Origin of the sequence: Bradyrhizobium sp. 33ap4, assembly GCF_032654765.1 — a bacterium.
GTDB classification, from domain to species: Bacteria; Pseudomonadota; Alphaproteobacteria; order Rhizobiales; family Xanthobacteraceae; genus Bradyrhizobium; species Bradyrhizobium australafricanum.
In genome coordinates, this window is sequence record NZ_JAUMTJ010000005.1 from 132,084 (window position 1) to 158,670 (window position 26,587).

The window sequence follows — 26,587 nt, forward strand, 5'->3', positions numbered from 1 at the left end:
CAGAATGCGAGAGCAGAACCGTCGTCTCGTCAGCTTCGTCGGCGCGGTCGCGACGGTCCTGCTGCTCTCGGCGTCCGCCGACGCCGGGGAGCGCACGGTCAACTTCTACAACTGGTCGAACTACATGGCGCCGGGAGTCCTCGAGGACTTCACCAAGGAAACCGGCATCAAGGTCGTGTACGATACATTCGACGCCAACGAGACGCTGGAGACGCGGCTGCTCGCCGGCAAGTCGGGCTACGACGTCGTGGTGCCGACCGGCTACTTCCTGCAGCGCCAGATCACCGCGAAGGTGTTCCTCAAGCTCGACAAGTCGAAGCTGCCGAACCTCGCCAATGCATGGCCCGTAGTGACGAGCCAACTTGCGACTTACGATCCCGGCAATAGCTACGGCGCCAACTACATGTGGGGCACCACCGGCATAGGCTACAACGTCAAGATCGCGCAGAAGATTCTCGGTCCCGACGCGAAGATCGACAGCTGGGACATGGTGTTCAAGCCGGAGAACCTCGCCAAGTTCAAGGATTGCGGCATCCACATGCTGGATTCCGCCGACGACATCCTGCCGGCGGCGCTGAGCTATCTCGGCCTCGATCCGAACTCGACCAAGCAGGCCGACCTCGAGAAGGCCGCCGATCTCGTCATCAAGGTCCGGCCCTATGTGCGCAAATTCCACTCGTCCGAATATCTCAGCGCGCTGGCCTCTGGCGAAATCTGCTTCGTGGTCGGATGGTCGGGCGACATCATGCAGGCGCGCAGCCGGGCGGCGGAAGCCAACACCGGCGTCGAGATCGGTTACACGATCCCGAAGGAGGGCGCGCAAATGTTCTTCGACAATCTCGCGATCCCCGCGGATGCGAAGAATGTCGCTGAGGCCTATGAGCTGATCAACTACCTCTACCGTCCCGAGGTCGCGGCGAAGAACTCGAACTTCCTGTCCTACGCCAATGGCAATCTGGCGAGCCAGAAGCTGATCGACCCGAAGATCTTCAACGACAAGAATATCTATCCCGACGAAGCGATGCAGAAGAAGCTGTTCGTGATCACCGCGCGCGATCCGGCGACGCAGCGGATCATCAATCGCCTGTGGACGCGGGTGAAGACCGGGAAGTAGGTCTATCCGTCATTGCGAGGAGCGAAGCGACGAAGCAATCCATCGCTCCGTATGCTCGGAGAAATGGATTGCTTCGCTTCGCTCGCAATGACGAGTGTCGGGCCTACCGCCAGCGCCGGTGCAGCCAGAGCCATTGATCGGGATACTCACGGACCCAGCCCTCGACGACGTCGGTGATCGCCTGCATGGTGCCCTGGATATCGATCTGGCCGGATGCGTCGAACACCGGCTTGACTTCCTCGGTGACCTCGCCGCGGAAGCGGCCGTCGGGCAGGCGGATGATCCGCGTGCCGTGGATTGGGCAATCGATCTGCCGGCGCAGGCGCGCCAGCAGCGGATTCGCGGTGGTCTTGCGGCCGAAGAAGGTGACGGGAACGCCGTTGGTCAAATACTGATCGACCAGCATCGCGACGTGCTGGCCGTTCTTCAGCGCCTGCGCCAGCTTGAGCGGCGCGTCACGGCCGGCCGGCACCAGCGTGCCCAGATTGACCGCGCGGATGCGTTCGATGGCGCGGTCGGCGGCTTCGATGTTCGGCCGGCGAAACAGGATGGTGGCGTCGAGCCCATGCGCTGCGGCGGCAATTGGAGAGAGCTCCCAGTTGCCGAGATGTGCGGCGAAGAACAGTGCCGGCTTGCCGTCGTCACGCAACTGATCGAACAGCTGCTTGCTGCGCGCCGAGAATTCGACGCGACCCGGCTTGTCGGGATTCTGGGGATCGTGGTCCCAGATGCGGTCGATGTGCGCGAATTCAGCGCCGATGCGTCCGAGGTTGTGCCAGACGCCCGTCAGGATCTCCTCGATCTCCTCCGGTGACTTTTCCGGGAAGGCGGCCTTGAGGTTCTCGCGGCCGATGCGATCCTCGCGCAGCCGGCGGCCGATGAAATGCGCGGCGCGGCCGAAGAATCTTGCGGTCTTCTCGGGATCGAAGTAGCGCGTCGTACGCAGCAGGCCGATCGTCAGCCCGCCGATCGCCGCGTCGGTCACGGGCTTCGCGGCGTCACGCAGGTGCGCCCTGGTGCGAAGGAGCAGGCGTTTCATCTGATGAGGCGAGGGCGCTAGGCCGGCTCGCGCGTCAGGATCAGTGAGGCGTTCTGCCCGCCGAACCCGAACGAGTTCGACATCACGGCGGTCACCTTGGCATCGCGCGCCTTGTTGCCGACCACGTCGAACGGGATCGCGGGATCAGGCACCTCGTAGTTGATCGTCGGCGGAATCCGCTGATGCTCGAGCGTGAGCAGCGAGAAGATCGCCTCGACTGCACCGGCGGCCGAGATGGTGTGGCCGACCATCGACTTGTTCGACGACACCGGAATGTTTTTGGTGTGTTCGCCAAACACGGCCGACGTCGCAAGATACTCCATCTTGTCGTTTTCCGGCGTCGAGGTCCCGTGCGCGTTGATGTGATCGATTTGCTCGGGCTCCATTCCAGCATCGGCGAGTGTCTTGCGCACGCAGCCGATCGCCGGCTTGCCGTCCGGGGCCGAGCGGGTGCGATGGAAGGAATCGGTGAGCTCGCCGCAGCCGGCGACGACGCCGAGGATGCGCGCGCCGCGGGCCATCGCGGCCTCGTAGCTCTCGAGCACCAGCGCGCCGGCGCCTTCGGCCATCACGAAGCCGTCGCGGTTCTTCGAGAACGGTTTCGAGGCGGCCTGCGGCGGGTCGTTCTGGGTGGAGAGAGCCGACAGCAGCGAGAAGCGCACCATGGCTTCCGGGTTCACCGAGCCGTCGGTTGCGACGCACAGCGTCGCATCGGTTTCGCCGCGGCGGATCGCCTCGACGCCGAGCTGGATCGCGGTCGCACCGGAGGCGCAAGCCGTCGACAGCGAAATCGGGGACCCTTTGGTACCGAAGGTCTCGGCGAGGTTGAGCGCGACGGAGCCGAAGGTGAAGCGCCGGTGAAAGTGCGCGAACTTCCCGCCGCTACAGGTCGCCAGGTATTCGATGATTCCAAAGTCCTTGGTCGGAACCTCGCGCGCGACTTCGAGCCGTTGCGGCCACTCGGTCTCGATCGGGGCGACTGCCAGAAACAGCGGGCCGGGAAAGTCGCCCTTGCTGCCGATGCCGGCTTGCTCGAGCGCTTCTTCGGTCGCGATCTCCGCCAGACGCTGCGACAGGCTGGTCGACGAGAACGGGTCGACGGTGACGAAATCGACGGCGCCGGCCATCGTCGTCTTCATACTGTCGAGCGGGAAGCGTGTCACGGTCTTGATGCCGGACTCACCCGCGGTGAGGCGCTTCCAATTGTCGGTTTTGCCGCCGCCGAGCGACGTCACGATTCCCATGCCGGTCACGACAACGATCGGTCGGCCGAATTTATCGCGTGGTGCTGTCATGGTTTCCCCGTCGGTGCTTGCGCCGGACTTAAAGTGCGATGAGCTTCATCGCACCCTAGTTGTTTGTTCGAGCATGATGTTCGGAAACAATTTTCCGGATCATGCTCTAACTGACGGCCTCGACCAGTGCCATGCCTTCGCCCTGCCAGTGGCCGACCCCCAACACCACAATCTGGGTTGGCGCTTCGGTCTTTTCAACCTCCAGCCCGGTCGGGTCGTTGGCCGGATAGAGCGCGCCGCGCGAGATCGACAACGCGGCCAGCGCGAGCCCAAGCGGGAATTGCGCCTCCATAGTGTGGCCGAAGGTCGTTCCGGTGGCGCGGACGGCAAAGTCGGCATGCTGGCTGAGGAATGCGCGCTCTTCGGCGGTCGCAGGCTCGGCGCCGGTCGCGCCCGTGATCAGGATACCGTTGTCGCCGCTGACACCGAGCTGCGGCCACAACGCCTGCAGCGATTTCGTCACGGCGCCCGGCTCCTTGCGTCGGGCAAGGTCGGCGACAACCTTGGTCAGCTTGGCGTACGGCTTTGCGCCGCGGGCCTCGGCATGTTCGCGCGATTCCATCACGAGGAAGGCGCCAGCGGAGCCGATGGCAAAGCCCGGGTTGTTCCTGCGGGCCCAGACCGAGCTATGCTGGTCCTTGAGGGCGAGATCGCCGAATGCATAGAGCATCAAGAGGTCGCCGCGATCGCCGTTATGAGCGGCGCCGACCAAGGCGATGTCACTCTGGCCGGCTCCAATGCGCGCGACCGCGATCCGTGCCGCGTCGATGCTTGAGGCTTCCTCGCCCATGAAGGTGCGCGAGGTCCCGCACACGCCGTGAACGATCGCGATGTTGCCGGCGAGCAGGTTGGAGAGCTGCGCCAGGAACAGCGTCGGGCGCAGCTCGTTCATCAGCTTCTCGTTGAGGAGGGCTGGCGGCAACTTGCCCTGTGCGTCGGCGTTCATGATCGCGAGGTCGACAGTGAGGTCACGCTCGCCGCCACCGGCTGCGATGATCATGTCCATCCGCGACAGGATTTCCTGATTGCCTTTGACGCCGGCGGAATCGAGCGCCAGCCCGGCGGCATAGGTGCCGATCCGCTGCCAGGTTTCCATCTGACGCTGATCGCCCTTCTTCGGGATCTGGGCGTCGAAGCTGACGGGAGCGATCGGATGGATGACGTATGGCGCGAGACGCTTCTCGTCGGCATTGACGCGCCGGGCGCCGAGCGCCTCCCAATGCGCATCCAGTCCCTCGCCAAGCGAGGAGAGCAGGCCTACGCCGGTGATCCAGACTTCCTTCTCAGCCATTACTCAGTGCCTGCTGCGGAAACCCGATCTTGGCGGCCATCGCATCCATGTGCACGCGCAAGTCCGGGCTGGGGAAGGGGATGTGACGGAAGGTCAGCTCGGCATTGCACTTGAGCTCCTTGCCGACGCGAACCTTCGCCGAGGTCACGGCGAAGCCTGAACCTTCGTGCTCGATCTTGGCCTCGATGGTCAGGACCGAGCCGGGGCTGACGAAGCCGCGCATCTTGGCTTCCTTGACCATGGCGAGGAAGGGCATGCGCTCGAACTTGGTCAGACCAAGGATCAGCCAGCCCGAGCTCTGGGCCATTGCTTCGGTCAGCAGCACGCCGGGCATGATCGGGTAGCCCGGGAAGTGGCCCGCGAACACCGAATGGCTGTCGGGCGGAACATCCGCCTCGACGACAATGGTCCTTGCGTCGAGGTTGAGGTCGACGATCCGATCAATCAGCTGAAAGATCTCGAGCTGCATGATGGGCGATTACGAGCCCGTGCCCGTGCCCGCGTTCTTGGCTGCAACCAGCTCGTCGATGCGGTCGGCGAGATTCTTCAACACGAAATACTGCTCCGTCGTGGCCTTGCCGTCGTTGACCTCCTGGGTCCACTTTTCGAGCGGCATCTTGATCCCGAAGGCCTTGTCGATGGCAAAGGCGATGTCGAGGAAGTCGAGGCTGTCGATCCCCAGATCGTCGATCGCGTGGCTCTCCGGCTTGATCGTGTCGCGCGGGATGTCGCAGGTCTCCGCGATAATGTTGGCGATCTGCTCGAATGTGGAGGACATCATTAAGCCTTTGATATATTGAAGGTAATTCCGGGTCGGCTCAGAGGAGGCGGGCGCGTTGCCCCGGAATGCCCGATTGCTGGTGCCGGAGTCGTGTGCCCGTATATCGGAGCAGGGCCGTTAGTTCAATGGAGCTTGGCCGGCATCGCAAGGACGGTTTTTGGGCAGGGTTCCGGCCAGCCTAGCTGCGCGGCATCACCGTAATCTTCGCGCAATCCCGGCGGCCCATCAGCACGCAATCCTGGGTCTTGCGCAAATCGGCGATGCTCATGGCAAGCCAGATGCCGATCGCGGTGAGCGCCACCGTGAAGGCGAAGGCGGCGATGTTGGCGAGCATGCGCTGGCGGAAATCGTCGGGCTCCTCGCGCGGCTTCTCATAGCGAGAGAGATCGTTGGCAACGGAAGCCGGGCGCGTCGTTCGGTGCGGCTCCTCGCGCTTGCCGGGCGGCTGCGCCGAGGTACGCGGCCGGAATTTGAGCACCACGTGCTCGGCATCCGAGGAGATTGGCCGCTGCGTCTTCACTGTTTGTCAGTCCGGTCGCGTCGCCGGCTATGTTTAGCATGTTCGCTGCACTTCACACCTAAAATCTTGGTGCGCGCAGAGGTGGTATTCATGCGTCGATCACCTCCAGGAACTGGCTTGCCGTCGAGGCGGCTGCTGCGGAGCGCGGGATGCTCGGCATTGCGATGACCAAGCCGATGTCGACACGCTCGTTCGACCTTCGCGCATGCACAGTTTGCGCTGCAACGCCGTCACGGAGGTTGAGGCTGCGCGCCCGGGCATTGGCAGCCCGGGCATTGACAGCCCGGGAGCATCGACAGCCGAGAGCGGACCATCCGGCCATCGGCCCCCACCGCTTCGTGAAGCCATTCCGGCACACCGGACTCTTTCACCCGCCTGCGGGCTCATGACATAGTGGAACCCGTTCCGGAATGCCGGTCAAAAGGGAGCATAAATCATGGCCCACACGCGCGAGCCTTACGTCAAACCGGTCCCGATCCTGTCGCTGCGGCCGACCCAGATGACGGTCGGCATGCAGGAGGTGACGGAGAAGCGGAAGCGCTGGCGCGAGCACAAGTCGGACAAGAAGCGCGCCGAACTGCTGGGCAAGCACATGATCCCGGTAGTCCATGGTCCCGACGATCGCTACTACGTGGTCGATCACCATCACATGGCGCGGGCGCTGCACGACGAGGGCGTCAAGGACATCCTGGTCACGGTGATCGGCGATCTCACGATGGTCGAGCGTGACGTGTTCTGGGGCGTGATGGACAACAAGCGCTGGGTCTATCCCTACGATTCCAAGGGCGAGCGCCGCCACTTCAAAGACATTCCGAAATCGATCAAGGACCTCAGGGACGATCCGTTCCGCAGCCTCGCCGGCGAGATGCGCCGGGCGGGCGGCTTTGCCAAGGACACGACGCCGTTCAGCGAATTCCTGTGGGCCGATTTCCTGCGCCGCCACATCCCGCGCAAGACGGTGGAGAACAATTTCGCCAAGGCGCTGGAGAAGGGACTGGCGCTCGGCCGCAGCAAGGACGCGGTCTATTTGCCCGGCTGGTGCGGGCCGGCATCTGACGACTGATCTGCCGCGACCGCCGGCCCGTGTTGATCCTCCCTGCCGCCGAGCAAGTGGTGCAGCCACCGCTCGGTCCGCTTGCCGAAGGTCAACAGCAGGAACGCCAGCGCGACGGCGGTGACGACGATCGGCCAATGTCCGGCGCCGCAGACGATGCCGACGCAAGCGGCGAAGAAAGCGCATGCGGCGCTGGTCAGGCCGCGGACCTGGAAGCGGTCGCCCTGCCGCACGATCACGCCGGCGCCGAGGAATCCGATGCCGGTCAGCACGCCCTGGATCACGCGGCTCACCGCGTCGGTGAATTTGCCGGGCTCGACGGCCTGCAATGCCAACAGCACGACCATGGCCGTCGAAAGGCTGACGAGACCCAGCGTCTTCAGGCCGATCGGCTTGCCGCGCAGGTCACGGTCGAGCCCGATCGCGCAACCGGTAAGGGTAGCCGCGCCGAGACGCAGGACGATCTCGCTCCAGTCCGCCAAGGCGTCCTCTATTTCGGCTGCCGGCCGAGCATGTAGAACTCGCTGTTCGGCCGCATGCCGGTGACGTTGGCGAGCCGGTTCGACAGCGCGAAGAATGCCGCAACCGCGGCGATGTCCCAGACGTCGTCGTCGCTGAAGCCGTGGGCCGCAAGCGTGGCGAAGTCCGCCTCCGAGACTTCCTCAGCGGCGCGGCTCACCTTCATGGCGAAGTCGAGCATCGCGCGCTGCCGCGGCGTGATGTCGGCCTTGCGGTAGTTGACCGCAATCTGGTCGGCGATCTCCGGATTCTTGGCGCGGATGCGCAGGATCGCGCCGTGGGCGATCACGCAATACTGGCACTGGTTGGCGGCGCTGGTCGCCACCACGATCATCTCGCGCTCGGCCTTCGAGAGGCCGGAGTCCTTTTCCATCAGCGCGTCGTGATAGGCGAAGAAGGCGCGAAACTCGTCGGGGCGATAGGCCAAGGTGAGGAAGACGTTCGGCACGAAGCCGGATTTCTCCTGCACCGCCAGGATGCGGGCGCGGATGTCCTCGGGGAGCTTGTCGAGAGCGGGCGTCGGGAAGCGTTTTGCGGTCGGCTGCGTCATGAGATGGTTCCGGCGTGCCGCCTGGATGCGGCGTCACGCGAGACCATAATGGATGACGCCTTGGGCGCAAGGCGCATCGGCGCCTTGGCGGAATTCGGCTAACGCAGCGGCTTCTTCAGCAGCGAGAAGCGGTCCGGATCGAGGCCGAGCGAGGGCTGCAGCATCGGCGCCTCGGCTGGCGCCATGGTGCGCGCCGGCGCCGGAGAGTTGAAGTTGGCGTCGCCGCTCGGGCTATCGCGATGCGAGGTGGCGCCGCGCCAGCGCTCCAGCACGGCGCTGACGAAATGCATGTCATGGCCGGCGGTGACCGACGGTACCGTGGCGATGGTGGCCTCGCCGCGCGGCAGCTGGTGCGGCGGCACCTCCTTGAAGCGCAGCCGGGTCGGCAGCGCCACGCCTTCGCCGAACGCCAGCACCTCGCGGGTGCCGAGCGAGGGCACGAAGGACAGCAGGTTGGCGGCGGCATCCGAGACCGCGGAGCGTAGCAGCGCCTGGTCGCGGTCGTTGGCGAGGCGCATTGTGAACAGCGTGTTGCACTGAGAGATGATGGTCGCGTCGAGCTCGGCCGGACGCTGGGTGATCAGGCCGAGATAGACGCCGTATTTGCGGCCTTCCTTGGCGATGCGCGACACCGCCTTGCGGGTCGGCCCGAAGCCGATATTGCGGTCGGCCGAGGCGTAGCGGTGCGCTTCCTCGCAGACGAACAGCATCGGCGAGACGCCGTCGCTCCACAGCCCGAAATCGAACGCCATGCGGCACAGCACCGACACCACGGAATCGACGACTTCGGCGGGGAAGCCGGCGAGCTGCATGATCGTCATCGGCTTGCCGTTGGCGGGCAGGCGGAACAGATGGCTGATCACCTCGGCCATTGTATCGCCGCCGACATTGGCATTATCGAACATGAAGGCGTAGCGCGGATCGTTGCGCACCGCGTCGATGCGCGAGATCAGCTTGTGATAGATGATGCGCGAAGAGCGGTTCTCCAGCTTGCCCATGCGCTCGTCGATCAGCGAGATCAGGTCGACGAGGCGATAGGGCACCGGCGTATCGACGGTGTAGCCGACCTGCTTGGGGTCGATGCGCTTCAGCCCGAGACCGACCCGGTCGGAGTTCTGGTACTGGGTGTAGATGCCCTTCGCCATCGGGATCACTTCGGCGAGAATGTCGAGCTCCTCGGGCACGCCGGGCCGGCCGCCGAACAGCACGTCGACGATCTCTTCGAAGTTGAACAGCCAGAACGGCAGCTTCAGGTTCCGCGGGTTGAGCACCTGGGCGCGCTCGCCGAAGCAGCGGCCATATTCGTTGTGCACGTCGAGCAGGAAGATGCGCAGGTTCGGCCGCGACTTCAGGATCTCGTTGAGCAGCAGCGACACGCCGGTCGACTTGCCGACGCCGGTCGAGCCGAGCACCGCGAAGTGCTTGGACAGCATCTCCTCGACGTCGACATAGGCGATGACAGAACGATCCTGCTGCAGCGTGCCGACATTGATCTGGTCCGAGCCGCTCGGCGCATAGACCGTGCGCAGCTCCTGGTTCGTGATCAGATCGGTGCTGTCGCCGATGGTCGGATAGTGGGTGACACCGCGCTGGAATTTCGGGCGGTCGCCGCCCAGGATCTCGCCCAGCAGGTCGACCGAGGCGGTCGCCATGTATTCGTCGGACGCCGGCAGGTTCTCGCACGTCACTTCGGTGATCATAGCGACAATGACCGAACTCGCGCAGCGGATACTGACGAACCGGCCGACGGTCGCTCGCATTTCCGAAAGTTGCATCTGGCCGCCCGCCAGCAGCCCAACCCGGGCCTGCGAGCCGCGCACAGAGATCACACGTCCGAAGGGTGTCACAGTTCCAGCCTGGCTCGTTCTCAAAATCTAAATGTCCGGACCAATATGCCCGCCCGGGATTGGAAAAACCGTTAAATCGCCGGGGTTCCGCATCGGCTAAATCTACACCTTCCCGGTGACGATTTGTTTCTATCGTACCGGGAGATTACGCGCTGTCGCGCGCATCGGCGGCGGAATCGTCGCTTTCCGGCACAGCCGCGTTTGTTTCCCGGTTTTTCCGTTAAGGCGGGATTCACCATCTCTGAGGAGTGCATCGGCAGCTCCGTAGGTTTACGGGGCATTGGGCGCGATTTGTCATACCCTGTCGCCCGGTATCGCGTAACCGATTGCTAACTGCGAGTTGTAACGACCTTTCCATTTGTGCTGCGTAACGATGCCGCGCCCTGGGAGAGATCAGCGTGCGCATCGAACACCGCAATTCATCGTCAGGAAATGCCGATGCTGGCTCGACCAAGGGGCTGGCGTTCTGTGCCGGCCTGTTGGTCGGCAGCCTGCTCGGAAGCGCGACCGCGCAATGGAGTGAGCGCGAAGGCCTGCTGATGGCGGCATTCGCGATCATGGCCGTGATCGTCTTCCTGTTGCTCAAGCGGCACGAAATCTCCGACGAGCGGCTCGCCAGCGAACGCCGCAATCTCATGACCGCCGTGAACAACATTCCGCAGGGCCTCGTGCTCTACGATGCATCGGCGCGCATCATCATCTGCAACCGCCCCTACATCGAGATGTTCGGGCTTTCGCCCGACGTCGCCAAGCCCGGCTGCACGATGCACCGGCTGATTGCGCATAGACAGGAGACGGGCTCGTTCGACGGCGATGTCGACGACTTCTGCGACGCCATCATCGGCAACGTGAAGCTTGGCCGCGCCACGCGTCAGCTGACGCAGGCGCCGGGCGGGCGCGCGATCGAGATCGTCAACAAGCCGCTGCCGGAAGGCGGCTGGGTGGCGACCATCCAGGATGTCACCGAGCGTGCGCGCACCGAGAACAAGATCGCCCACATGGCGCATTATGATGCGCTGACCGACCTGCCGAACCGCGTGCTGTTCCGCGAACGCCTGGAGCGGGCGCTGAAGGCGATCCGGCCGGATCAGCAGCTCGCGGTCATGTATATCGACATCGACGAGTTCAAGGCCGTCAACGACGCGCTCGGCCATCAGATCGGCGACGAATTGCTCAGGGCGATCGCCGACCGCCTGCGCGGCTGCGTTGGGGACACCAACGTCGCGGCGCGGCTCGGCGGCGACGAGTTTGCCGTGATCCAGACCACCGTCCGCGATCAGACCGAGACCATGCAGCTCCTCGCTGCGATCTATCAGTCGATCCGCCGGCCGATCGACTGCAGCGGGCATCTGATCACCACCGATGCCAGCATCGGCATCGCCGTTGCGCCCGCCGACGGCCTCGACATCGATCAATTGCTGCGCAATGCCGACCTCGCGCTCTACGGGGCCAAGAGCGACGGCCGCCGCACCTACCGGTTCTTCGAGACCGGCATGGATGCACGCGCCAAGGCGCGGCGCAGCCTCGAGCTCGAGCTGCGCCAGGCGATCGCCGACGGCAGCTTCGAGCTGCACTATCAGCCGCTGCTCCATCTCGAGGAGGGGCAGGTCAGTTGCTGCGAGGCGCTGGTGCGCTGGCGTCATCCCGAACGCGGCACCATCTCGCCGGCGGATTTCATCCCGATCGCCGAGGACACCGGCCTGATCAACGATCTCGGTCACTGGGTGCTCAACACCGCGTGCCGCGAGGCGATGAACTGGCCGGAGCATGTTCATGTTGCGGTCAACGTGTCTCCGATCCAGTTCAAGAGCCAGACGCTGGCACTCAACGTCGCCGCCGCGCTCGCCGCGACAGGTCTGGCACCTTCGCGGCTCGAGCTCGAGATCACCGAGGCGGTGCTGATCCGCGACGACGAGGCTGCGCTCGATATCCTGCATCAGCTGCGCGAACTCGGCGTCCGTATCGCGCTCGACGATTTCGGCACCGGCTATTCCTCGCTGAGCTATCTGCAGCGCTTCCCCTTCGACAAGATCAAGATCGATCGCGCCTTCATCAAGGATCTCGCCGGGACCGGCGCGTCGTCCACGATCGTCCAGGCCGTCGTCAACATCGCCGCTGCCAGCGACATGACCACGACCGCGGAGGGCGTCGAGACCGAGCAGCAGCGCAACCTGCTGCGCATCCTCGGCTGCACCGAGATGCAGGGCTATCTGTTCAGCCGGCCGGTGTCATCGGCTGAAATCCGCAAGCTCCTGTCGTCGGATCACGAGAAGGCTGTCTCGGTCGCCTGACGCCTGCCTTGACCGCTTTCACGAGGTGATTCCGGCCATGGAATGCCCTGCGAGCGCAATTGCCGTCGCCAGTAATTTGTTGACGGGACCTAATCATTTGTACACTAGTACAAATCGGCGCGCCGCTCACTGTCCAACCGCAAGTCGTCGATCCGGCGTCGTCGCGGAGGGAGACCGTCCATGCAGCCGGAACCGATCTTCGATCTCGCGCATCTCGGGCACATGGAGCTTTTGACGCCGAAGCCGGACGAGAGCCTGAAATTCTTTGTCGACGTCATGGGCATGACCGTCAGCGGCCGCAAGGGGAAGTCGGTCTATCTGCGCGGCTGGGACGATTACGAGCGCTATTCGCTGAAGCTGACGGCGTCGAAGACTTCGGGGATGGAGCACATGGCGCTGCGGGCGCGCAGCCCGCAGGCGCTCGAACGCCGCGCTGCCGCGCTGAAGGGCTCGGGCTTCGATATCGGCTGGATCGACGGTGACATGGGGCAGGGGCCGGCATTCCGCTGCCGCGATCCCGACGGCCATGTCATCGAGCTCTATTACGAGACCGAGTGGTACGAGGCGCCGGCCGAGCTGAAGCCCGCGCTGAAAAACCAGGCGCAGCGCTTTCCGGCGCGCGGCGTCAATGTCCGCCGGCTCGACCATCTCAATTGCCTCGCGGTCGACATCAAAGCCAACCGTCTGTTCTTCGAAGACTACCTCGGCTGCCGCACCACCGAGCAGATCGTACTCAACGACGGCACGGAAGCCGCGATGTGGATGACGATGTCGAACAAGAGCTACGACTTCGCCTATACGCGCGACCATTACGGCAAGCGCGGCCGGCTTCACCATGTTACCTACGCGCTCGACAGCCGCGAGGAGATCCTGCGTGCTGCGGATATTTTTCTCGAGCACGGGGTGCATATCGAGACCGGGCCGCACAAGCACGCGATCCAGCAGACCTTCTTCCTCTATGTCTATGAACCCGGCGGCAACCGCGTCGAGGTCGCCAACGCCGGCGCACGCCTGATCCTTGCGCCGGACTGGAAGCCGATCGTGTGGACCGAGGAAGAGCGCAGGAAGGGACAGGCGTGGGGGTTGAAGACGATCGAGTCGTTTCACACCCACGGCACCCCGCCCGTGATCGACTAGATGCGAGACCGCCGCACGAAGGCCGCCCGAGCGCGTCGATACGCCGCCGCGAACACCCGCGGTCGCTGACGACAGCGCCGACGCGCAACCGATATGATCCGGTTCGCGGCGGCGGACGCTGCGCCGCGCGAAATTTGAACCGGTGAGAGCGGGCACAATGGCTGGCAAGACGCGAAAGACGTCGGCGAAGGGGGCGAAAAAGAGCGCCGCGAAGCGTGGCTCGGCAAAGCCGCGTCTGCTCGCGGGCGGCAATCCGCAGATCGCAAAAGGCTATGGCGATGCTCCGGTGCAAGCCTATATCGCCGCGATGCCCGGGTGGAAGCGCGACGTCGGGCGCAAGCTTGACGCGCTCATCGTGCGTGCCGTCCCCGGCGTGCACAAGGCGGTGAAGTGGAACTCGCCGCTCTACGGCATGGAAGGCGACGGCTGGTTCCTCGGCATCCATGTCTTCACGCGCTACGTCAAGGTGGCTTTCTTTCGCGGTGCGTCGCTGCATCCGGTGCCGCCGGGCGAGTCCAAGCAGCAGCACACGCGCTATCTCGACATTCACGAGAACGACGAGCTCGACGAAGCCCAGTTCACCGCGTGGGTGAAGCAAGCCAGTCAATTGCCCGGCGAACGGATGTGAGTGGCAACGCAGGTCAGGACCGGTAAGCAGCGGCCACGACGCGCTGTCGATGCAGCTCTGCGCGATAGAGCATTGCCTCGCCTCAGCCCTTTGGTGTTAGGCTGCGCCAAAGCCCGATGAATCGCCATCGCGCTTTGGATTGTTGTCCTGGCATGATCTTTTCGGAAAACCGCTTCGCACTTTTCCGGATCATGCTCTGGTAACGTCAGAGGAAAACGTCGATGAGCGAACACACGACGGACAAGCGCGTGCGAGAGGCGTCTCGCAGGCGATTCCTTCAGGCCGGCGCAGCACTGGCCGGTGGCTCCGCCATATCGGGAGTTGCGGGTTCTACCGCGCTTGCCGAACAGGGGAATAATCTTCCGCCCAATGTGCCGGAATGGATGAAAGCGCCCGGCGACCCGATGGGAAGCCAGCCCTATGGCACGCCGTCGGTTCACGAGAAGGCTGTCGTCAAGAACATCTCGAAGACGCTGCCGCAATACATCTCCGCTTCGGGCCGCACGCCGCTGCAGGAGCTCGACGGCATCATCACGCCGAACGGTTTGTTCTACGAACGCCACCATGGCGGCGTGCCGACCATCGACCCGGCCGAGCACCGGCTGGTGCTGCATGGCATGGTCGATCGCCCGCTGGTGTTCACGATGGAGGACATCCGCCGCTTTCCGTCGCAGTCGCGCATCCACTTCCTCGAGTGCTCCGGCAATCCGGTCTACACCAAGCCGTACGGCAAGACGGCCTCCGACCTCGTCGGCCTGCTGAGCTGTGCGGAATGGACCGGCGTGCCGCTCAAGACGGTGTTGGACGAAGCGGGCCCGCAGACCGGCGCCAAATGGATCGTGGCCGAAGGCGCCGACGCCGCTGCGTTGACGCGCTCGATCCCGATCGAGAAATGCCTCGACGACGCCATGCTGGTCTACAGCCAGAATGGCGAGCGGCTGCGCCCGCAGCAGGGCTACCCGCTGCGCCTGTTGCTGCCCGGCTTCGAGGGCAACATGAACGTGAAGTGGCTGCGCCGGCTCAAGGTCGTCGCCGAGCCGGCCTATTCGCGCGAGGAGACCTCGAAATACACCGACCCGATGCCTGACGGCACGTCGCGCGAATTCACCTTCTACATGGAAGCCAAGTCGATCATCACACGGCCGTCCGGCGGGCAGAAGCTGACTGCGCAGGGCTTTCACGAGATTACCGGCATCGCGTGGAGCGGTCACGGCAAGATCAAGAGCGTCGAGGTCTCGCTCGACGAGGGCAAAAGCTGGCAGCAGGCCGAATTGCAGGAGCCGGTGTTGACGCGCGCGCTCACGCGCTTTCGCTTGCCCTGGCATTGGGACGGCAAACCTGCCGTGATCCAGAGCCGCGCCATCGACGAGACCGGATACGTGCAGCCGACGCTGGCGGAATTGGTCAAGGTGCGCGGTCTCAACTCGTTCTACCACAACAACGCGATCTGGCCCTGGCGCATCGATGCGAATGGTGAGGTGAGCAATGGCCAGGCGTAAGCTCAAGACGGCGTTCGTTGTGAGTGCGATCGCGATGCTCGCCACTGCCGGGCAGGCCGAGGATCGCTTTGGCATCGGGCGTGCGGCGACGCCTGCCGAGATCGCCGGCTGGAACATCGATATCGGCCGTGACGGCTCCAACCTGCCGCCGGGCAGCGGCAGTGTCGAGCACGGCCGCACGGTGTTCAGCGAGCAATGCGCTGCGTGCCATGGCGACAGCGGGCAGGGCGGCATCGGCGATCGCCTGGTCGGCGGACAGGGCACGCTGGCGAGCCCAAAACCGATCCGCACCGTCGGCAGCTATTGGCCCTATGCCCCGACGCTGTTCGACTACATCCGCCGCGCGATGCCGCAGAACGCGCCGCAGTCGCTGAGCAATGAGGACGTCTACGCGGTGTCCGCCTACATCCTCAGTCTGAACGGCATCGTGCCGGCCAATGCGGTGCTCGACGCCAAGTCGCTCGCCGCCATCAAGATGCCGAACCGCGACGGCTTCGTCTCCGACCCGCGGCCCGACGTGCACAACCACTGAGCGGCAGGCACGGCCGGGTGGCTCGCAGCATCGTGACGTCGTGGCCCCTGTGCCCGGAGGATTGCCGTCCCTATGTCCGTTTGGGGGCGGCTCGGCCGTCATCCGGCACACGTTTATGATCGATAGGAGAGGCCGCATGACCAGGTCATGGGCAGTCGCAGCCGCCATGCTGCTCGTGGGAATGACGTTCACGCCGGTCGCGGCCCAGATGTCGGAGCCGGCATATTTCGACGCGCAAAATCCAGGACGCAGCGCGATCAACGGCGGCGCCCTGACGCCATGGGGTGAGGCCCAGGAGGCCGTGCAGCGCCGCGGCAATCCGGCGAACGCCTACGCCGCCATGCCTGCGGTGGAGCCATCTTCCGCCTGCGCGCGTTACCGTTCATTCGATCCGGCGTCCAGCACCTTCCTTGGCCGCGACGGCCGCCGCCATCCCTGCCGATAAGGCCCTGCACCGCGCTTGGCGGTGGATAAGGGCGCCGGCATTCGCCCGGCGCGCGAACGACTGGACGTTAGGCGCGTTATAGTCCGCCGATCGTGTCGGGTCCCGCCGGACCCGAGCAGCGGAGGACACCCGGCGTGACCGACGCTCTGGCCGGTTTCTGGGACCGAAAGTCGACCTCGGACCTGTTGCGGGAGGCGGCGCGGGCCGATGGCGACGCGGAGACGCCGATCTTCAGGCGCTCGCTGTCGGCGTTGCAACTGGTCACGCTCGGCATCGGCGGCATCATCGGCGCCGGCATCTTCGTGCTGACGGGCCACGCGGCCGCCGCCAATGCCGGTCCCGCGGTCACGCTCTCCTTCATGCTTGGTGCGGTGGCCTGCGCCTTCGCCGGCCTGTGCTACGCCGAGATGTCGTCGACGGTGCCGATCTGCGGCAGCGCCTACACCTATGCCTACGCCACGCTCGGCGAGCTGATCGCCTGGATCATCGGCTGGGACCTGATCCTCGAATACGCGGTCGGCGCGATCGCGGTCTCGGTCGGGTGGTCCGGCTATTTCGTCAGTCTGATGCGCGATTTCGGCATCAACCTGCCGCAGCAATTCACCTCGGCGCCGCTCGCTTACGACGTCAACACCGGCGCGTGGTCATCGACCGGTGCGGTCATCAACATCCCGGCGATGGTGATCATCGCCTTCGTGACCACGCTGCTGGTGGTCGGCATTCGCGAGTCCGCGCGCTTCACCAGCTTCGTCGTCGTGGTCAAGCTCGTTGTGATCGCGCTGTTCCTCGCTACCGCGGCTTCCTCGGTGACCCTGGCGAACTGGGTAACGGCGAGCAACCCGGAGGGCGCGCTGATCCCGCCGAATGCCGGTCCTGGCGTGTTCGGCTGGTCCGGCGTGGTCCGCGGCGCGGCGGTGGTGTTCTTCGCCTATATCGGCTTCGACGCGATCTCGACCGCGGCGCAGGAAGCGAAGACGCCGGAGCGCGACATGCCGATCGGCATTCTCGGCTCGCTCGTGATCTGCGCCGCGCTCTATGTCACGGTCGGATTCGTGCTGACCGGCATCGTGCCCTATGACCGGCTCAGCGTGCCCGATCCGATCGCCGTCGGCATCGATGCGATCGGTATCGGCTGGCTCGGTCCGTTCATCAAGCTCGGCATCCTGTTCGGATTGACATCGGTGATCCTCATCATGCTGCTGGCGCAACCGCGGATCTTTCGCGCCATGGCGCATGACGGATTGCTGCCGGGCTTTGCCGCCAAGATCCATCCGCGCTTCCAGACCCCCTATGTCTCGACCATCTTCGCCGGCACCGTGGCCGCTCTTCTCGGTGGGCTGTTGCCGATCGGGCTGGTCGGCGAACTGGTCTCGATCGGCACGCTGTTCGCGTTCACGGTGGTCTCGATCGGCACGCTGGTGCTGCGCGTGCGCGATCCGGAATTGCCGCGTCCGTTCAAGGCGCCGGCGATCTGGCTGGTGGCCCCCGCCGCCGCTGCAACCTCGCTGTTCCTGATGTTCGGCCTGCCGCTCGACACCTGGATCAGGCTCGCGGTGTGGCTCGTGATCGGGCTTGTGATCTATGCGGCCTATGGCAGACGGCACAGCCGGCTGCGGGCAAGCGGCGGGGACCGCGCGGGCCTATAGTGTGCGCGCGTGCGGCCTGCTAGATGTACGCGTTGAGATAGCACCGCAAGCCGCGACAGGCCGGCATTCTCCGGGGAGACTTTTATGCAAAATCCAACGGCACGCGCGCGATGGATGGTCGCCGCGCTCGTCTCGATCAGCATCGCGTCGGCTGCGCCCGGTCGCGCAGCCTCGGTTGCGCCGGCCGCCGCCGAGAACGGGATGGTGGTCTCCGCGCAGCATCTCGCGACCCAGGTCGGCGTTGAGGTGTTGAAACGGGGCGGCAATGCGGTCGATGCGGCGGTCGCCGTTGGTTACGCGCTTGCGGTGGCCTATCCCGCCGCCGGCAATCTCGGTGGCGGCGGGTTCATGACCATCCAGTTCGCCGACGGCCGCAAGACCTTCCTGGATTTCCGGGAGACCGCGCCGAAGGGCGCCACAGCCGACATGTATCTCGACAAGGACGGCAAGGTCATCCCCGGGTTATCGACCAAGGGGCATCTCGCCGTCGGCGTACCGGGCTCGGTGGCCGGCATGGAATATGCGCGCGAGAAATACGGTACGATGAAGCGCGCTGACGTCATCGCGCCGGCGCTGCAACTGGCGGAGGATGGTTTTGTGCTCGACCAGGGCGACGTCAGCATGCTGCAGGCCTCGACCAAGGACTTTCAGGACGATCCGGCCTCGGCCGCGATCTTCCTCAACAACGGCAAGCCGTTCCAGGTCGGCGAACGGCTGACGCAGCATGAGCTCGCCGAGACGCTGCGCGAGATCAGCAAGCGCGGCAGTGATGGCTTCTACAAGGGCTGGGTTGGTGCTGCGATCGTCGCCGCGAGCCAGGCCGGCAAGGGACTGCTGACGCAGGAGGATCTGGACAACTACAGGGTTCGCGAGCTGGCGCCGGTCGAATGTGACTATCGCGGTTACCACGTGGTCTCGGCGCCGCCGCCCAGTTCGGGCGGTGTGGTGATCTGCGAGATGCTCAACATCCTCGAGGGCTATCCGCTGAAGGAGCTCGGCTACCACTCGGCGCAGGCGGTGCACTACCAGATCGAGGCGATGCGCCACGCCTACGTCGATCGCAACAGCTATCTCGGCGATCCGGACTTCGTGAAAAATCCGCTCGAGCGCCTGCTCGACAAGACCTACGCCGCGAAGATCCGTGCCGCGATCGACCCGGCCAAGGCCGGTGTGTCCAGGGACATCAAGCCCGGCGTTCCGCCGCATGAGGGCAGCAACACCACGCACTATTCGATTGCCGACAAGGACGGCAATGCGGTGTCGGTCACCTACACGCTGAACGACTGGTTCGGTGCCAAGGTGACGGCGGCCAGGACCGGCGTGCTGCTCAATGACGAGATGGACGACTTCACCGCCAAGGTCGGCGTGCCGAACCTGTATGGGCTGGTGCAGGGGGAGGCCAACGCGATCGTCCCCGGCAAGCGTCCGCTGTCCTCAATGAGTCCGACCATCGTCTCCAAGGACGGCAAGCCGGTCATCGTGATGGGCACCCCGGGCGGCAGCCGCATCATCACCGCCGTGCTGCTGACGATGATCAACGCGATCGACTATGGCATGAACGCGCAGGAGGCCGTGGACATGCCGCGCTTCCACCAGCAGTGGCTTCCCGAGGTGACCAACCTCGAGGACTACACGCTGTCGCCGGATACGCGGAAGATCCTGGAGGGCATGGGCCACAAATTCGGCCCGCCGCATCCGGCCAACCACCTCGCGGTGATCATCATCGGCGCGCCGTCGCTGGGCGGCAAGCCGGTCGGCAACAACCGCTTCTATGGCGCGAACGACCCGCGGCGCAATTCGGGGCTCGCCGCGGGCTATTGATCGTGACGGCTAGCGACAATCCGTAGCCCGGATGAGCGAAGCGATATCCGGGTCTTGTTGAGCTCCCGCATGTCGCTCCGCTCGTGCGGGCTGCCGCTCCAATTGATCCGCGCTGCGGTCAGGCGACGGCGGTCGACCTGCCGTCCTTTTGCCCGCTGGTCAGCAGCAAGCGCTGGCGGATCGCGTCTTCGATCAGAGCCAGGGATTGCTTGGCTTCGCGCGCCTCGACTTCGGCGGCCTGGGCGCGGAATTCGGCCGCATCGAGTTGCTCCTGTTGGGACTCGATGCGCCGTCGGGCTTCCTCAAGCGCCCGCGACGCATCCCTCAATTTGCGCTCGGTGGCGGCGATGATTTCGAGCTGCGCCTGTTCGGCGGCCTCGGCGCGCGCTTCGCCGGCGCGGGCCCTGTCCTCGATGCTGCGGAACAAATCCGCCGCCTGATAGACGAGGTCCAAGGCTTCTGTGCCCATGGCCGATGCGGGTGGTCTTGGAAATCCAAGAACGTTAGGGTCGGCCGTAAATGGCCGTTTGAATCCGCGCAGTGCCATCCAAATCAGCCCGTCGCGAGTCGGTGTATGCCAACAACTTGCGGTAGTTATGGTTAACAAATCCTTAATGTGATTGGCGCGCCGGCGCTGTCCACCGATTTCTGATGTCGCAGCACCCAAATCGTCGGCCGGATCGGGGAATCGGTCCGTCCGGCCCGCGCTTTTCTTTCGGAACGTGCTCTCCGCGCAAGCGTATCGAGACCGCAGCGCTATCAGGCGCGGTGCGCGAAGCGCGCAGCGCTGCAGCGGCGATCGATGCAGCCTCCGCGGGCGCTGCCAGTCGGCGAGGTCTGCCGATTTGGCTGCGGGCGCGAGCCGGGCTCTATGGCATAAGTTTGACGCCTGGCTTGCTTTAATTCTCCGGTGTTGAATTGCAGGTCCATGGAGCGACCGATATACCGGGCGGCCTAAGTGGCACGCAGCGCGCTCAGAACGAGCGACGTATTCGCCACGGAAATCTGGTCGATGAAATTTCTGTTGCGGTTCTTCGGGTTCCTGTTCACCGCAGGCACCATCCTGTTCCTGGCTGGTCTGGCCGCGGTCGCAGGGCTGTTCTGGCATTTCTCCAAGGACCTGCCCGAGTATTCGCAGCTCCAGAACTACGAGCCGCCGGTGATGACCCGCGTGCACGCGGCCGACGGCTCGCTGCTCGGCGAATACGCCAAGGAGCGCAGGCTTTATCTGCCGATCCAGGCGGTGCCGAAGCTCGTGATCAACGCGTTCCTCGCCGCCGAGGACAAGAATTTCTACGAGCATGGCGGCGTCGACTACACCGGCATGGCGCGCGCCGGTGTCGCCTACATCCAGAACTTCGGTTCCAACCGGCGGCCGCAGGGCGCCTCGACGATCACCCAGCAGGTCGCCAAGAACTTCCTTTTGACCAACGAGGTGTCGTTCACCCGCAAGATCAAGGAAGCCTTGCTGGCGATGCGAATCGAGCGGGCTTACTCCAAGGACAAGATCCTCGAGCTCTATCTCAACGAAATCTATCTCGGCCTTGGCGCCTACGGCATCGCGGCGGCCTCGCTGGTGTATTTCGACAAGTCCGTCAATGAGCTGACGGTCGCGGAAGCGGCCTATCTGGCGGCGCTGCCGAAAATGCCGGCCAGCCTGCATCCGGTGCGCAACCGCGCGCGCGCCGTCGAGCGCCGCAACTACGTGATCGACCGCCTGCAGGAGAACGGCTGGATCACCGCGGCCGACGCCGACAAGGCGCGCAAGGAGCCGCTGACCGTCACCAACCGCAGCAATGGCGCGCACACCTTCGCCGGCGAATATTTCTCGGAAGAAGTCCGCCGCGACATCTTCGAGCGCTATGGCGAGAAGAAGCTCTATGAGGGCGGCCTGTCGGTGCGCACCACGCTCGACCCCAAGGTCCAGGTGATGGCGCGCAAGGCCATGGTGGCTGGGCTCGTGAACTATGACGAGCAGCAGGGCTATCGCGGTGCGATCCAAAGGCTCGACCTGACCAGTGACTGGGGCGTGCCGCTCGCCGAGATCAAATCGCTGTCCGACATCTCGCCGTGGCGAATGGCGGTGGTGCTGGAGAGCAACGACCAGTCGGCACGGATCGGCTTCCAGCCGGGCCGCGAGCTCGGCGGCGCCATCAGCAAGCAGCGCGAGACCGGCATCATCACGATGGACGGCGCGCGCTGGGCCAAGAGCAAGGGCAAGACGCCGACATCGGTGGCGCAGGTGCTGCAGCCAGGCGACGTGATCTACGCCGACCCGCTCTTCAGCAAGGACGGCCAGCGCGTCGAAGGCCAGTACCGGCTGCGACAGATCCCTGAGCTGTCGGGTGCGATGGTGGCGATGGATCCGCACACCGGCCGCGTGCTGGCGATGGTCGGCGGCTTCTCGTTCGACCAGAGCCAGTTCAACCGCGCGACGCAGGCCTATCGGCAGCCCGGCTCGACCTTCAAGCCGATCGTCTATTCGTCGGCGCTCGACAACGGCTACACCGGATCGACCATGATGATCGACGCGCCGATCGAGATCGACCAGGGGCAGGGCAACATCTGGCGGCCCGAAAACTTCTCCACCGGCAAGTATCAGGGCCAGGTGACGCTGCGCAACGCGCTGCGGCTCTCGCTCAACACGGTGACCGTGCGGCTGGCGCAGGAAATCGGCATGCCGCTGATCGGCGAATATGCAAAGCGCTTCGGCGTCTATGACGAGTTGCCGAACTATCTCGCCTACGCGCTCGGCGCCGGCGAAACCACGGTGATGCGGATGGCCACGGCCTATTCGATGATCGCCAATGGCGGCGTCCGCGTGAAGCCGACCTTGATCGACCGCATCCAGGACCGCTACGGCCACACCATCTTCAAGCACGATCAGCGCGAATGCCGCGGCTGCGACGCACCGGAGGGCTGGAAGAACCAGCCGGAGCCGCAGCTCGTCGACCGCCGCGAGCGGGTGCTTGACGCGATGTCCGCCTACCAGATCACCTCGCTGATGGAGGGCGTGATTCAGGCCGGTACCGGCACCGCGCTGAAGGACGTCGGCAAGCCGCTCGCCGGCAAGACCGGCACCTCGAACGAGGCCAAGGATCTCTGGTTCGTCGGCTTTTCGCCGGACCTCGTGGTCGGTCTCTATGTCGGCTACGACAAGCCGCGCTCGCTCGGCCGCAACGCGCAGGCCGGCCATACCGCGGCGCCGATCGCGCGCGACTTCCTGAAGCTCGCGCTGGCCGACAAGCCCGCCACCCCGTTCAAGCAGCCGGTCGGCATCCGGCTGGTCCTGGTCGATGCCAAGACTGGCCAGCGCGCTGTGCCCGGCCAGAACCGGGGCGTGGTGCTCGAGGCCTTCAAGCCGGGCCAGGCGCCGCCGTTCAATGATCCCGGGATGGTCGCCGGCACCGACGTGATCGACGGCACCCAGCAGGGCATTTCGCCGGACGCCGATCGGGCCGTGATGCGGTCTGGGACGGGCGGGCTGTACTGAGGTCGGGCCGGCAAGGCGTTCACGAGACGCGGCTCGACCTTTTCCACGAACGGGCGGTGCATGCGTAAGCATGACACGTCAGATGACATGCCTTGCGCCGATGTCCCGCGCTAAGGCCTGCGTCCCCACGCTTGGCGCTGATGTCCGGCGGTCTGTGGGCGATCAACTTCGAGGGAGGTGTGTGAACGGCCCGCCGGTGAGCCGCACCAACCAGAGAGAACGGTCGCGACGTCCGCGCGAAGGCGCCGCGGGTGCCGTTGTTAGGGCGGTTACTCCAACAAGCGATTGTGCGTGAGACCAATGATCAAGACGCTCGTTGTCGTGGTTCAGGTAACCTGGACGGTTTCGATGGTTGGAATGGCAACCGTGATCGGCGTGCTGGGATTTGGGTGCCACGGCTGGATCGGCGCGATTGGGTTCGGCACCGCCGGATTTGGTGTTGGAGCCGTGTGGGCAGCCTGGCCCGAACTGCTGCTGGAATTGCTCGCCGGGATGTGACTCGTGTGGCTCGCACCGGTCGGGTCAGTGGCGTCCCGACTTGCGATTTTCGCGCCCGCTCCGCCAACAATGCTTGCCAAGCGTGGGACCAAGCGGGTAGAAGGTCGCTCTCGCGCGGGCGCTGATTTGGCAGGCGAACCCGCTGCACCGAGATGTCCAGTCATCCAGCTAAGCTGTTGATACCACGGACGATTCTTGGGGAATGGTGTAACGGTAGCACAACAGACTCTGACTCTGTTTGTCTTGGTTCGAATCCAGGTTCCCCAGCCAATCTTCTATACATCAATAAAATCAATAACTTGAGTGAGCCCCATGGCCGCCGGGACGTAGCTACTCGTAACACATTTGAGTAGCAGAAAAAGCGCAAAACGGTATTAGGGTGGTGTTGCGCGCAATAAAGTTTCGCGACATAATATTACCCGTTCGGGCCTGATCCCGACACAAAAGCACAACGGAAGCTGTCCCCGCACTCGCCCAACCAGCGAGCGCCAATTCCGATTGTGCCTCTTTGTCGATCCTCTCTCGATTTCGTAAGGCCGCCCCGGCGGTAGAGACCAAGGGCCTCGCTGACCCGGAGCCGTGGCTCTTTGAGCTATTTGGCGCGGTCCCGACGCTCGCCGGCATCACGGTGACGCCCTACACGGCCATGACATGCGCCCCTGTCGCGTGCGCAATCAGAGCGATCAGCGAGGCCATCGGCCAGCTCCCCCTTCACGTTTACAAGACGCTTCCGGACGGCGGCAAAGCGAAGGCCACGGATCACCCGCTCTACCGGCTGCTCCATGACGCGCCGAATAGCTGGACGCCATCCGCGCTCTTCCGCTCCCAAGTCACCGCCGACGCTCTACTGCAGCCCTACGGCGGCTTTGCGCAGATCGTCCGGGTCGGCGACAAGGTGCATGAGATCATTCGCCTCGATCCGGCGCTGTCGTCGATCATTGTCGATTATTCGAACTTCGAACCGCAATATGCGGTGAAGGCTGACGGGAAATCTGCCGCGAGCACTATCCCCGCGTCGGACATCATCCATCTGCACACCCCGGCCTACAATCCCTCGCGCGGACTGGTCGGCGAGGCCCGGGAAACGATCGCCCTCGCGCTCATCCTCGAGAAAAACGCCGCTCGACTGTTCAGCAAGCGCACGACGCCGGGCGGCGTTGTCACGTTGAAGGATATCAGCACGCCGGACGGCATCGCCAAGATGCGGGCGGCATGGAAAGCGGTGGTCGGCGGCGCTGAGAACACGGGCGAAACCGTTTTCCTCCCTGCTGATATGACTTGGCAGAACACCACCATGACCAGCGTTGACGCGCAGTTCCTTGAAATGAGGAACTTCACCATCAGCGACATCGCGCGCGTCTTCCGTGTCAGCCCGCACATGCTCGCCCAGCTTGAACGGGCGACTATGAAGAACGTCGAATCTCTCGGCCAGGAGTTCCTGTCGCAGACCTTGTTGCCGTGGATCAAGCGCTGGGAGCAGGAACTAGCGCTGAAGTTGCTCACTCAGGAAGAGCGCGACCAGTTCGTGATCGAGTTCAACTTGGATGGCTTCGCCCGCGCGGACCTGCTCGCCCGCTCGCAAGCTCTCAGCGCCGCAGTCGCTGCTCGTATCCTGTCGCCCAACGAAGCCCGCGCGATCGGGTTCAATCTCCCGGCATACGAGGGCGGCGACACCTACGAGAACTTCAACACCTCGAGCGCGCATGCCGGCGGCAAGCTCAATGGTCCGTCCAATGACAACCAGAACGACCCGGCGCACGTCTGATGACCGCTCCCTACACAACCTTCTTTGCCGATGGCGAGCACACATTCCAGCTTACGCCCAAGCTCATCACCGAGCTTGAAACGAAGTGCGGCCCGATCGGCGCGCTCTTCAATCGCGTGAATCACCGAGCTTTCAGCCAGTCCGATCTCAGCGAGACCATCCGCATCGCATTGGTCGGCGGCGGAATGGCGCCCAAGCGCGCCGCCGAGTTGGTCGCGGCCTATGTCGACGGTCGACCGATCGCCGAATCCTATCCCATCGCCAGCAAGATTCTTGAACGTGTCTGGTTCGGCGCACCTAACGAGGCATCGAATGGACAAGCTTGAAATCAAGGCAACGCTCAGTGTCACAGACGAGGGCGTGATCATTGGCACGGCGTGGCCCTTCAATGCCGGCCCCGATACCACCGGCGACATCATCACCAAGGGCGCGTTCGGCCCGATCATGGCCGATCTTCCCATGCTGTTCGGTCATGACCCGCAGGATCTGATCGGGACGTGGTCCGAGACAGCCGAGACGAATGACGGCTTTGTCGTCAAGGGAACGCTGCATATGGACAAGCCGCGCGCCCGTTCGGTTCTCGCCATGGTCAAGAGCAAACTGGTCGATGGGCTTTCGATCGGCTTCCGCACCAAGGCCTCAACCACGCAAGGCCGCAACCGCGTCATCAGTGCGCTCGACCTCGCCGAGATCAGTGTCGTGCGCAACCCGGCGCACCCGCGCGCCCGCATCTCGTCCGCAAAAGAATATGACCGCGCGCTCGCCGTAGCTGCGGCCATTCGCAACCTCACGGCATCCCTCTGATCCCAGAACCAAAAGGAA

Annotated in this window: 25 protein-coding genes and 1 tRNA gene; 16 read left to right on the forward strand and 10 right to left on the reverse strand. The window is 64.4% G+C overall.

What is annotated here, in order from left to right; genetic code table 11:
* The first annotated feature begins 4 nt into the window (after nucleotides 1–4).
* Nucleotides 5–1,114, forward strand: coding sequence for a polyamine ABC transporter substrate-binding protein (locus tag Q2M23_RS05700; protein ID WP_316394913.1), 1,110 nt, complete (start codon nucleotides 5–7; stop codon nucleotides 1,112–1,114).
* A gap of 103 nt (nucleotides 1,115–1,217) precedes the next feature.
* Here the strand turns inward: Q2M23_RS05700 and Q2M23_RS05705 are convergent, their stop codons facing one another.
* The 6 genes from Q2M23_RS05705 to Q2M23_RS05730 all read right to left on the reverse strand — a co-directional run bounded on the left by Q2M23_RS05705 (nucleotide 1,218) and on the right by Q2M23_RS05730 (nucleotide 6,040).
* A complete protein-coding gene (locus tag Q2M23_RS05705; RefSeq protein WP_057019707.1) occupies nucleotides 1,218–2,153 on the reverse strand; it encodes a lipid A biosynthesis lauroyl acyltransferase in 936 nt (311 codons plus the stop codon).
* Nucleotides 2,154–2,170: 17 nt separating this feature from the next.
* A complete protein-coding gene (locus Q2M23_RS05710) occupies nucleotides 2,171–3,448 on the reverse strand; it encodes a beta-ketoacyl-ACP synthase (RefSeq protein WP_028344597.1) in 1,278 nt (425 codons plus the stop codon).
* A gap of 106 nt (nucleotides 3,449–3,554) precedes the next feature.
* A complete protein-coding gene (locus Q2M23_RS05715) occupies nucleotides 3,555–4,739 on the reverse strand; it encodes a beta-ketoacyl-ACP synthase (RefSeq protein ID WP_141340565.1) in 1,185 nt (394 codons plus the stop codon).
* Nucleotides 4,732–5,208: a 3-hydroxyacyl-ACP dehydratase FabZ family protein gene (locus Q2M23_RS05720; protein WP_141340566.1), complete on the reverse strand. Its 477-nt coding sequence runs from the start codon at nucleotides 5,206–5,208 to the stop codon at nucleotides 4,732–4,734. Before Q2M23_RS05720 ends, Q2M23_RS05715 begins: the two co-directional genes overlap by 8 nt.
* 9 nt (nucleotides 5,209–5,217) lie before the next feature.
* On the reverse strand, nucleotides 5,218–5,517 hold the full coding sequence (locus tag Q2M23_RS05725; protein ID WP_024582229.1) for an acyl carrier protein: 300 nt from the start codon (nucleotides 5,515–5,517) through the stop codon (nucleotides 5,218–5,220).
* A gap of 181 nt (nucleotides 5,518–5,698) precedes the next feature.
* On the reverse strand, nucleotides 5,699–6,040 hold the full coding sequence (locus Q2M23_RS05730) for a hypothetical protein (RefSeq protein ID WP_057019710.1): 342 nt from the start codon (nucleotides 6,038–6,040) through the stop codon (nucleotides 5,699–5,701).
* 436 nt (nucleotides 6,041–6,476) lie between these two features.
* Here Q2M23_RS05730 and Q2M23_RS05735 point away from each other — a divergent pair, with 436 nt between their 5' ends.
* Nucleotides 6,477–7,103, forward strand: coding sequence for a ParB-like protein (locus tag Q2M23_RS05735; protein WP_057019711.1), 627 nt, complete (start codon nucleotides 6,477–6,479; stop codon nucleotides 7,101–7,103).
* On the opposite strand, the gene Q2M23_RS05740 is transcribed toward Q2M23_RS05735, so the two are convergent.
* From Q2M23_RS05740 to Q2M23_RS05750, 3 genes are all read right to left on the reverse strand, one after another.
* Complete coding sequence (locus Q2M23_RS05740; RefSeq protein ID WP_316394916.1) at nucleotides 7,064–7,576, reverse strand: MgtC/SapB family protein; 513 nt, start codon at nucleotides 7,574–7,576, stop codon at nucleotides 7,064–7,066. The two genes, Q2M23_RS05735 and Q2M23_RS05740, sit on opposite strands and share 40 nt — an antisense overlap.
* A gap of 8 nt (nucleotides 7,577–7,584) precedes the next feature.
* Nucleotides 7,585–8,163 (reverse strand): peroxidase-related enzyme, encoded by a 579-nt coding sequence (locus tag Q2M23_RS05745; protein WP_076826497.1) that lies wholly within the window; start codon nucleotides 8,161–8,163, stop codon nucleotides 7,585–7,587.
* A gap of 98 nt (nucleotides 8,164–8,261) precedes the next feature.
* On the reverse strand, nucleotides 8,262–10,010 hold the full coding sequence (locus tag Q2M23_RS05750; protein WP_137479616.1) for an ATP-binding protein: 1,749 nt from the start codon (nucleotides 10,008–10,010) through the stop codon (nucleotides 8,262–8,264).
* Nucleotides 10,011–10,408: 398 nt separating this feature from the next.
* On the opposite strand from Q2M23_RS05750, the gene Q2M23_RS05755 reads away from it, so the two are divergent.
* The 8 genes from Q2M23_RS05755 to ggt all read left to right on the forward strand — a co-directional run bounded on the left by Q2M23_RS05755 (nucleotide 10,409) and on the right by ggt (nucleotide 20,009).
* On the forward strand, nucleotides 10,409–12,301 hold the full coding sequence (locus tag Q2M23_RS05755; protein ID WP_316394918.1) for a putative bifunctional diguanylate cyclase/phosphodiesterase: 1,893 nt from the start codon (nucleotides 10,409–10,411) through the stop codon (nucleotides 12,299–12,301).
* A gap of 180 nt (nucleotides 12,302–12,481) precedes the next feature.
* Nucleotides 12,482–13,438 carry a catechol 2,3-dioxygenase gene (locus Q2M23_RS05760; protein ID WP_316394919.1) on the forward strand — a complete coding sequence of 319 codons (957 nt, stop codon included), beginning with the start codon at nucleotides 12,482–12,484 and terminating at the stop codon, nucleotides 13,436–13,438.
* 157 nt (nucleotides 13,439–13,595) lie between these two features.
* Nucleotides 13,596–14,066 carry a DUF1801 domain-containing protein gene (locus Q2M23_RS05765; protein WP_141340570.1) on the forward strand — a complete coding sequence of 157 codons (471 nt, stop codon included), beginning with the start codon at nucleotides 13,596–13,598 and terminating at the stop codon, nucleotides 14,064–14,066.
* 221 nt (nucleotides 14,067–14,287) lie between these two features.
* A complete protein-coding gene (gene soxC, locus Q2M23_RS05770) occupies nucleotides 14,288–15,565 on the forward strand; it encodes a sulfite dehydrogenase (RefSeq protein ID WP_141340571.1) in 1,278 nt (425 codons plus the stop codon).
* Between the two features lie 34 nt (nucleotides 15,566–15,599).
* Entirely contained in the window at nucleotides 15,600–16,097 is a 498-nt protein-coding gene (locus tag Q2M23_RS05775; RefSeq protein WP_057020025.1) for a c-type cytochrome, read from the forward strand.
* A 136-nt stretch (nucleotides 16,098–16,233) separates the two neighbouring features.
* On the forward strand, nucleotides 16,234–16,542 hold the full coding sequence (locus tag Q2M23_RS05780) for a BA14K family protein (protein ID WP_316394922.1): 309 nt from the start codon (nucleotides 16,234–16,236) through the stop codon (nucleotides 16,540–16,542).
* A gap of 146 nt (nucleotides 16,543–16,688) precedes the next feature.
* Nucleotides 16,689–18,188 carry an amino acid permease gene (locus Q2M23_RS05785; protein ID WP_410469694.1) on the forward strand — a complete coding sequence of 500 codons (1,500 nt, stop codon included), beginning with the start codon at nucleotides 16,689–16,691 and terminating at the stop codon, nucleotides 18,186–18,188.
* Between the two features lie 84 nt (nucleotides 18,189–18,272).
* Nucleotides 18,273–20,009, forward strand: coding sequence for a gamma-glutamyltransferase (gene ggt / locus Q2M23_RS05790; protein WP_316394925.1), 1,737 nt, complete (start codon nucleotides 18,273–18,275; stop codon nucleotides 20,007–20,009).
* Nucleotides 20,010–20,127: 118 nt separating this feature from the next.
* Here the strand turns inward: ggt and Q2M23_RS05795 are convergent, their stop codons facing one another.
* Nucleotides 20,128–20,463, reverse strand: coding sequence for a hypothetical protein (locus Q2M23_RS05795; RefSeq protein WP_316394926.1), 336 nt, complete (start codon nucleotides 20,461–20,463; stop codon nucleotides 20,128–20,130).
* A gap of 558 nt (nucleotides 20,464–21,021) precedes the next feature.
* On the opposite strand from Q2M23_RS05795, the gene Q2M23_RS05800 reads away from it, so the two are divergent.
* The 6 genes from Q2M23_RS05800 (at nucleotide 21,022) to Q2M23_RS05825 (ending at nucleotide 26,569) form a co-directional block, all read left to right on the forward strand.
* Nucleotides 21,022–23,502: a penicillin-binding protein 1A gene (locus tag Q2M23_RS05800; protein ID WP_076826508.1), complete on the forward strand. Its 2,481-nt coding sequence runs from the start codon at nucleotides 21,022–21,024 to the stop codon at nucleotides 23,500–23,502.
* A 300-nt stretch (nucleotides 23,503–23,802) separates the two neighbouring features.
* Nucleotides 23,803–24,000 (forward strand): hypothetical protein, encoded by a 198-nt coding sequence (locus Q2M23_RS05805; RefSeq protein WP_316394927.1) that lies wholly within the window; start codon nucleotides 23,803–23,805, stop codon nucleotides 23,998–24,000.
* Nucleotides 24,001–24,196: 196 nt separating this feature from the next.
* A tRNA-Gln gene (locus tag Q2M23_RS05810) sits at nucleotides 24,197–24,270 on the forward strand.
* A 238-nt stretch (nucleotides 24,271–24,508) separates the two neighbouring features.
* Nucleotides 24,509–25,765 (forward strand): phage portal protein, encoded by a 1,257-nt coding sequence (locus tag Q2M23_RS05815; RefSeq protein WP_316394928.1) that lies wholly within the window; start codon nucleotides 24,509–24,511, stop codon nucleotides 25,763–25,765.
* A complete protein-coding gene (locus Q2M23_RS05820) occupies nucleotides 25,765–26,091 on the forward strand; it encodes a gene transfer agent family protein (RefSeq protein WP_316394929.1) in 327 nt (108 codons plus the stop codon). Before Q2M23_RS05815 ends, Q2M23_RS05820 begins: the two co-directional genes overlap by 1 nt.
* Nucleotides 26,078–26,569, forward strand: coding sequence for an HK97 family phage prohead protease (locus Q2M23_RS05825; RefSeq protein ID WP_316394930.1), 492 nt, complete (start codon nucleotides 26,078–26,080; stop codon nucleotides 26,567–26,569). Before Q2M23_RS05820 ends, Q2M23_RS05825 begins: the two co-directional genes overlap by 14 nt.
* Nucleotides 26,570–26,587 lie beyond the last annotated feature (18 nt).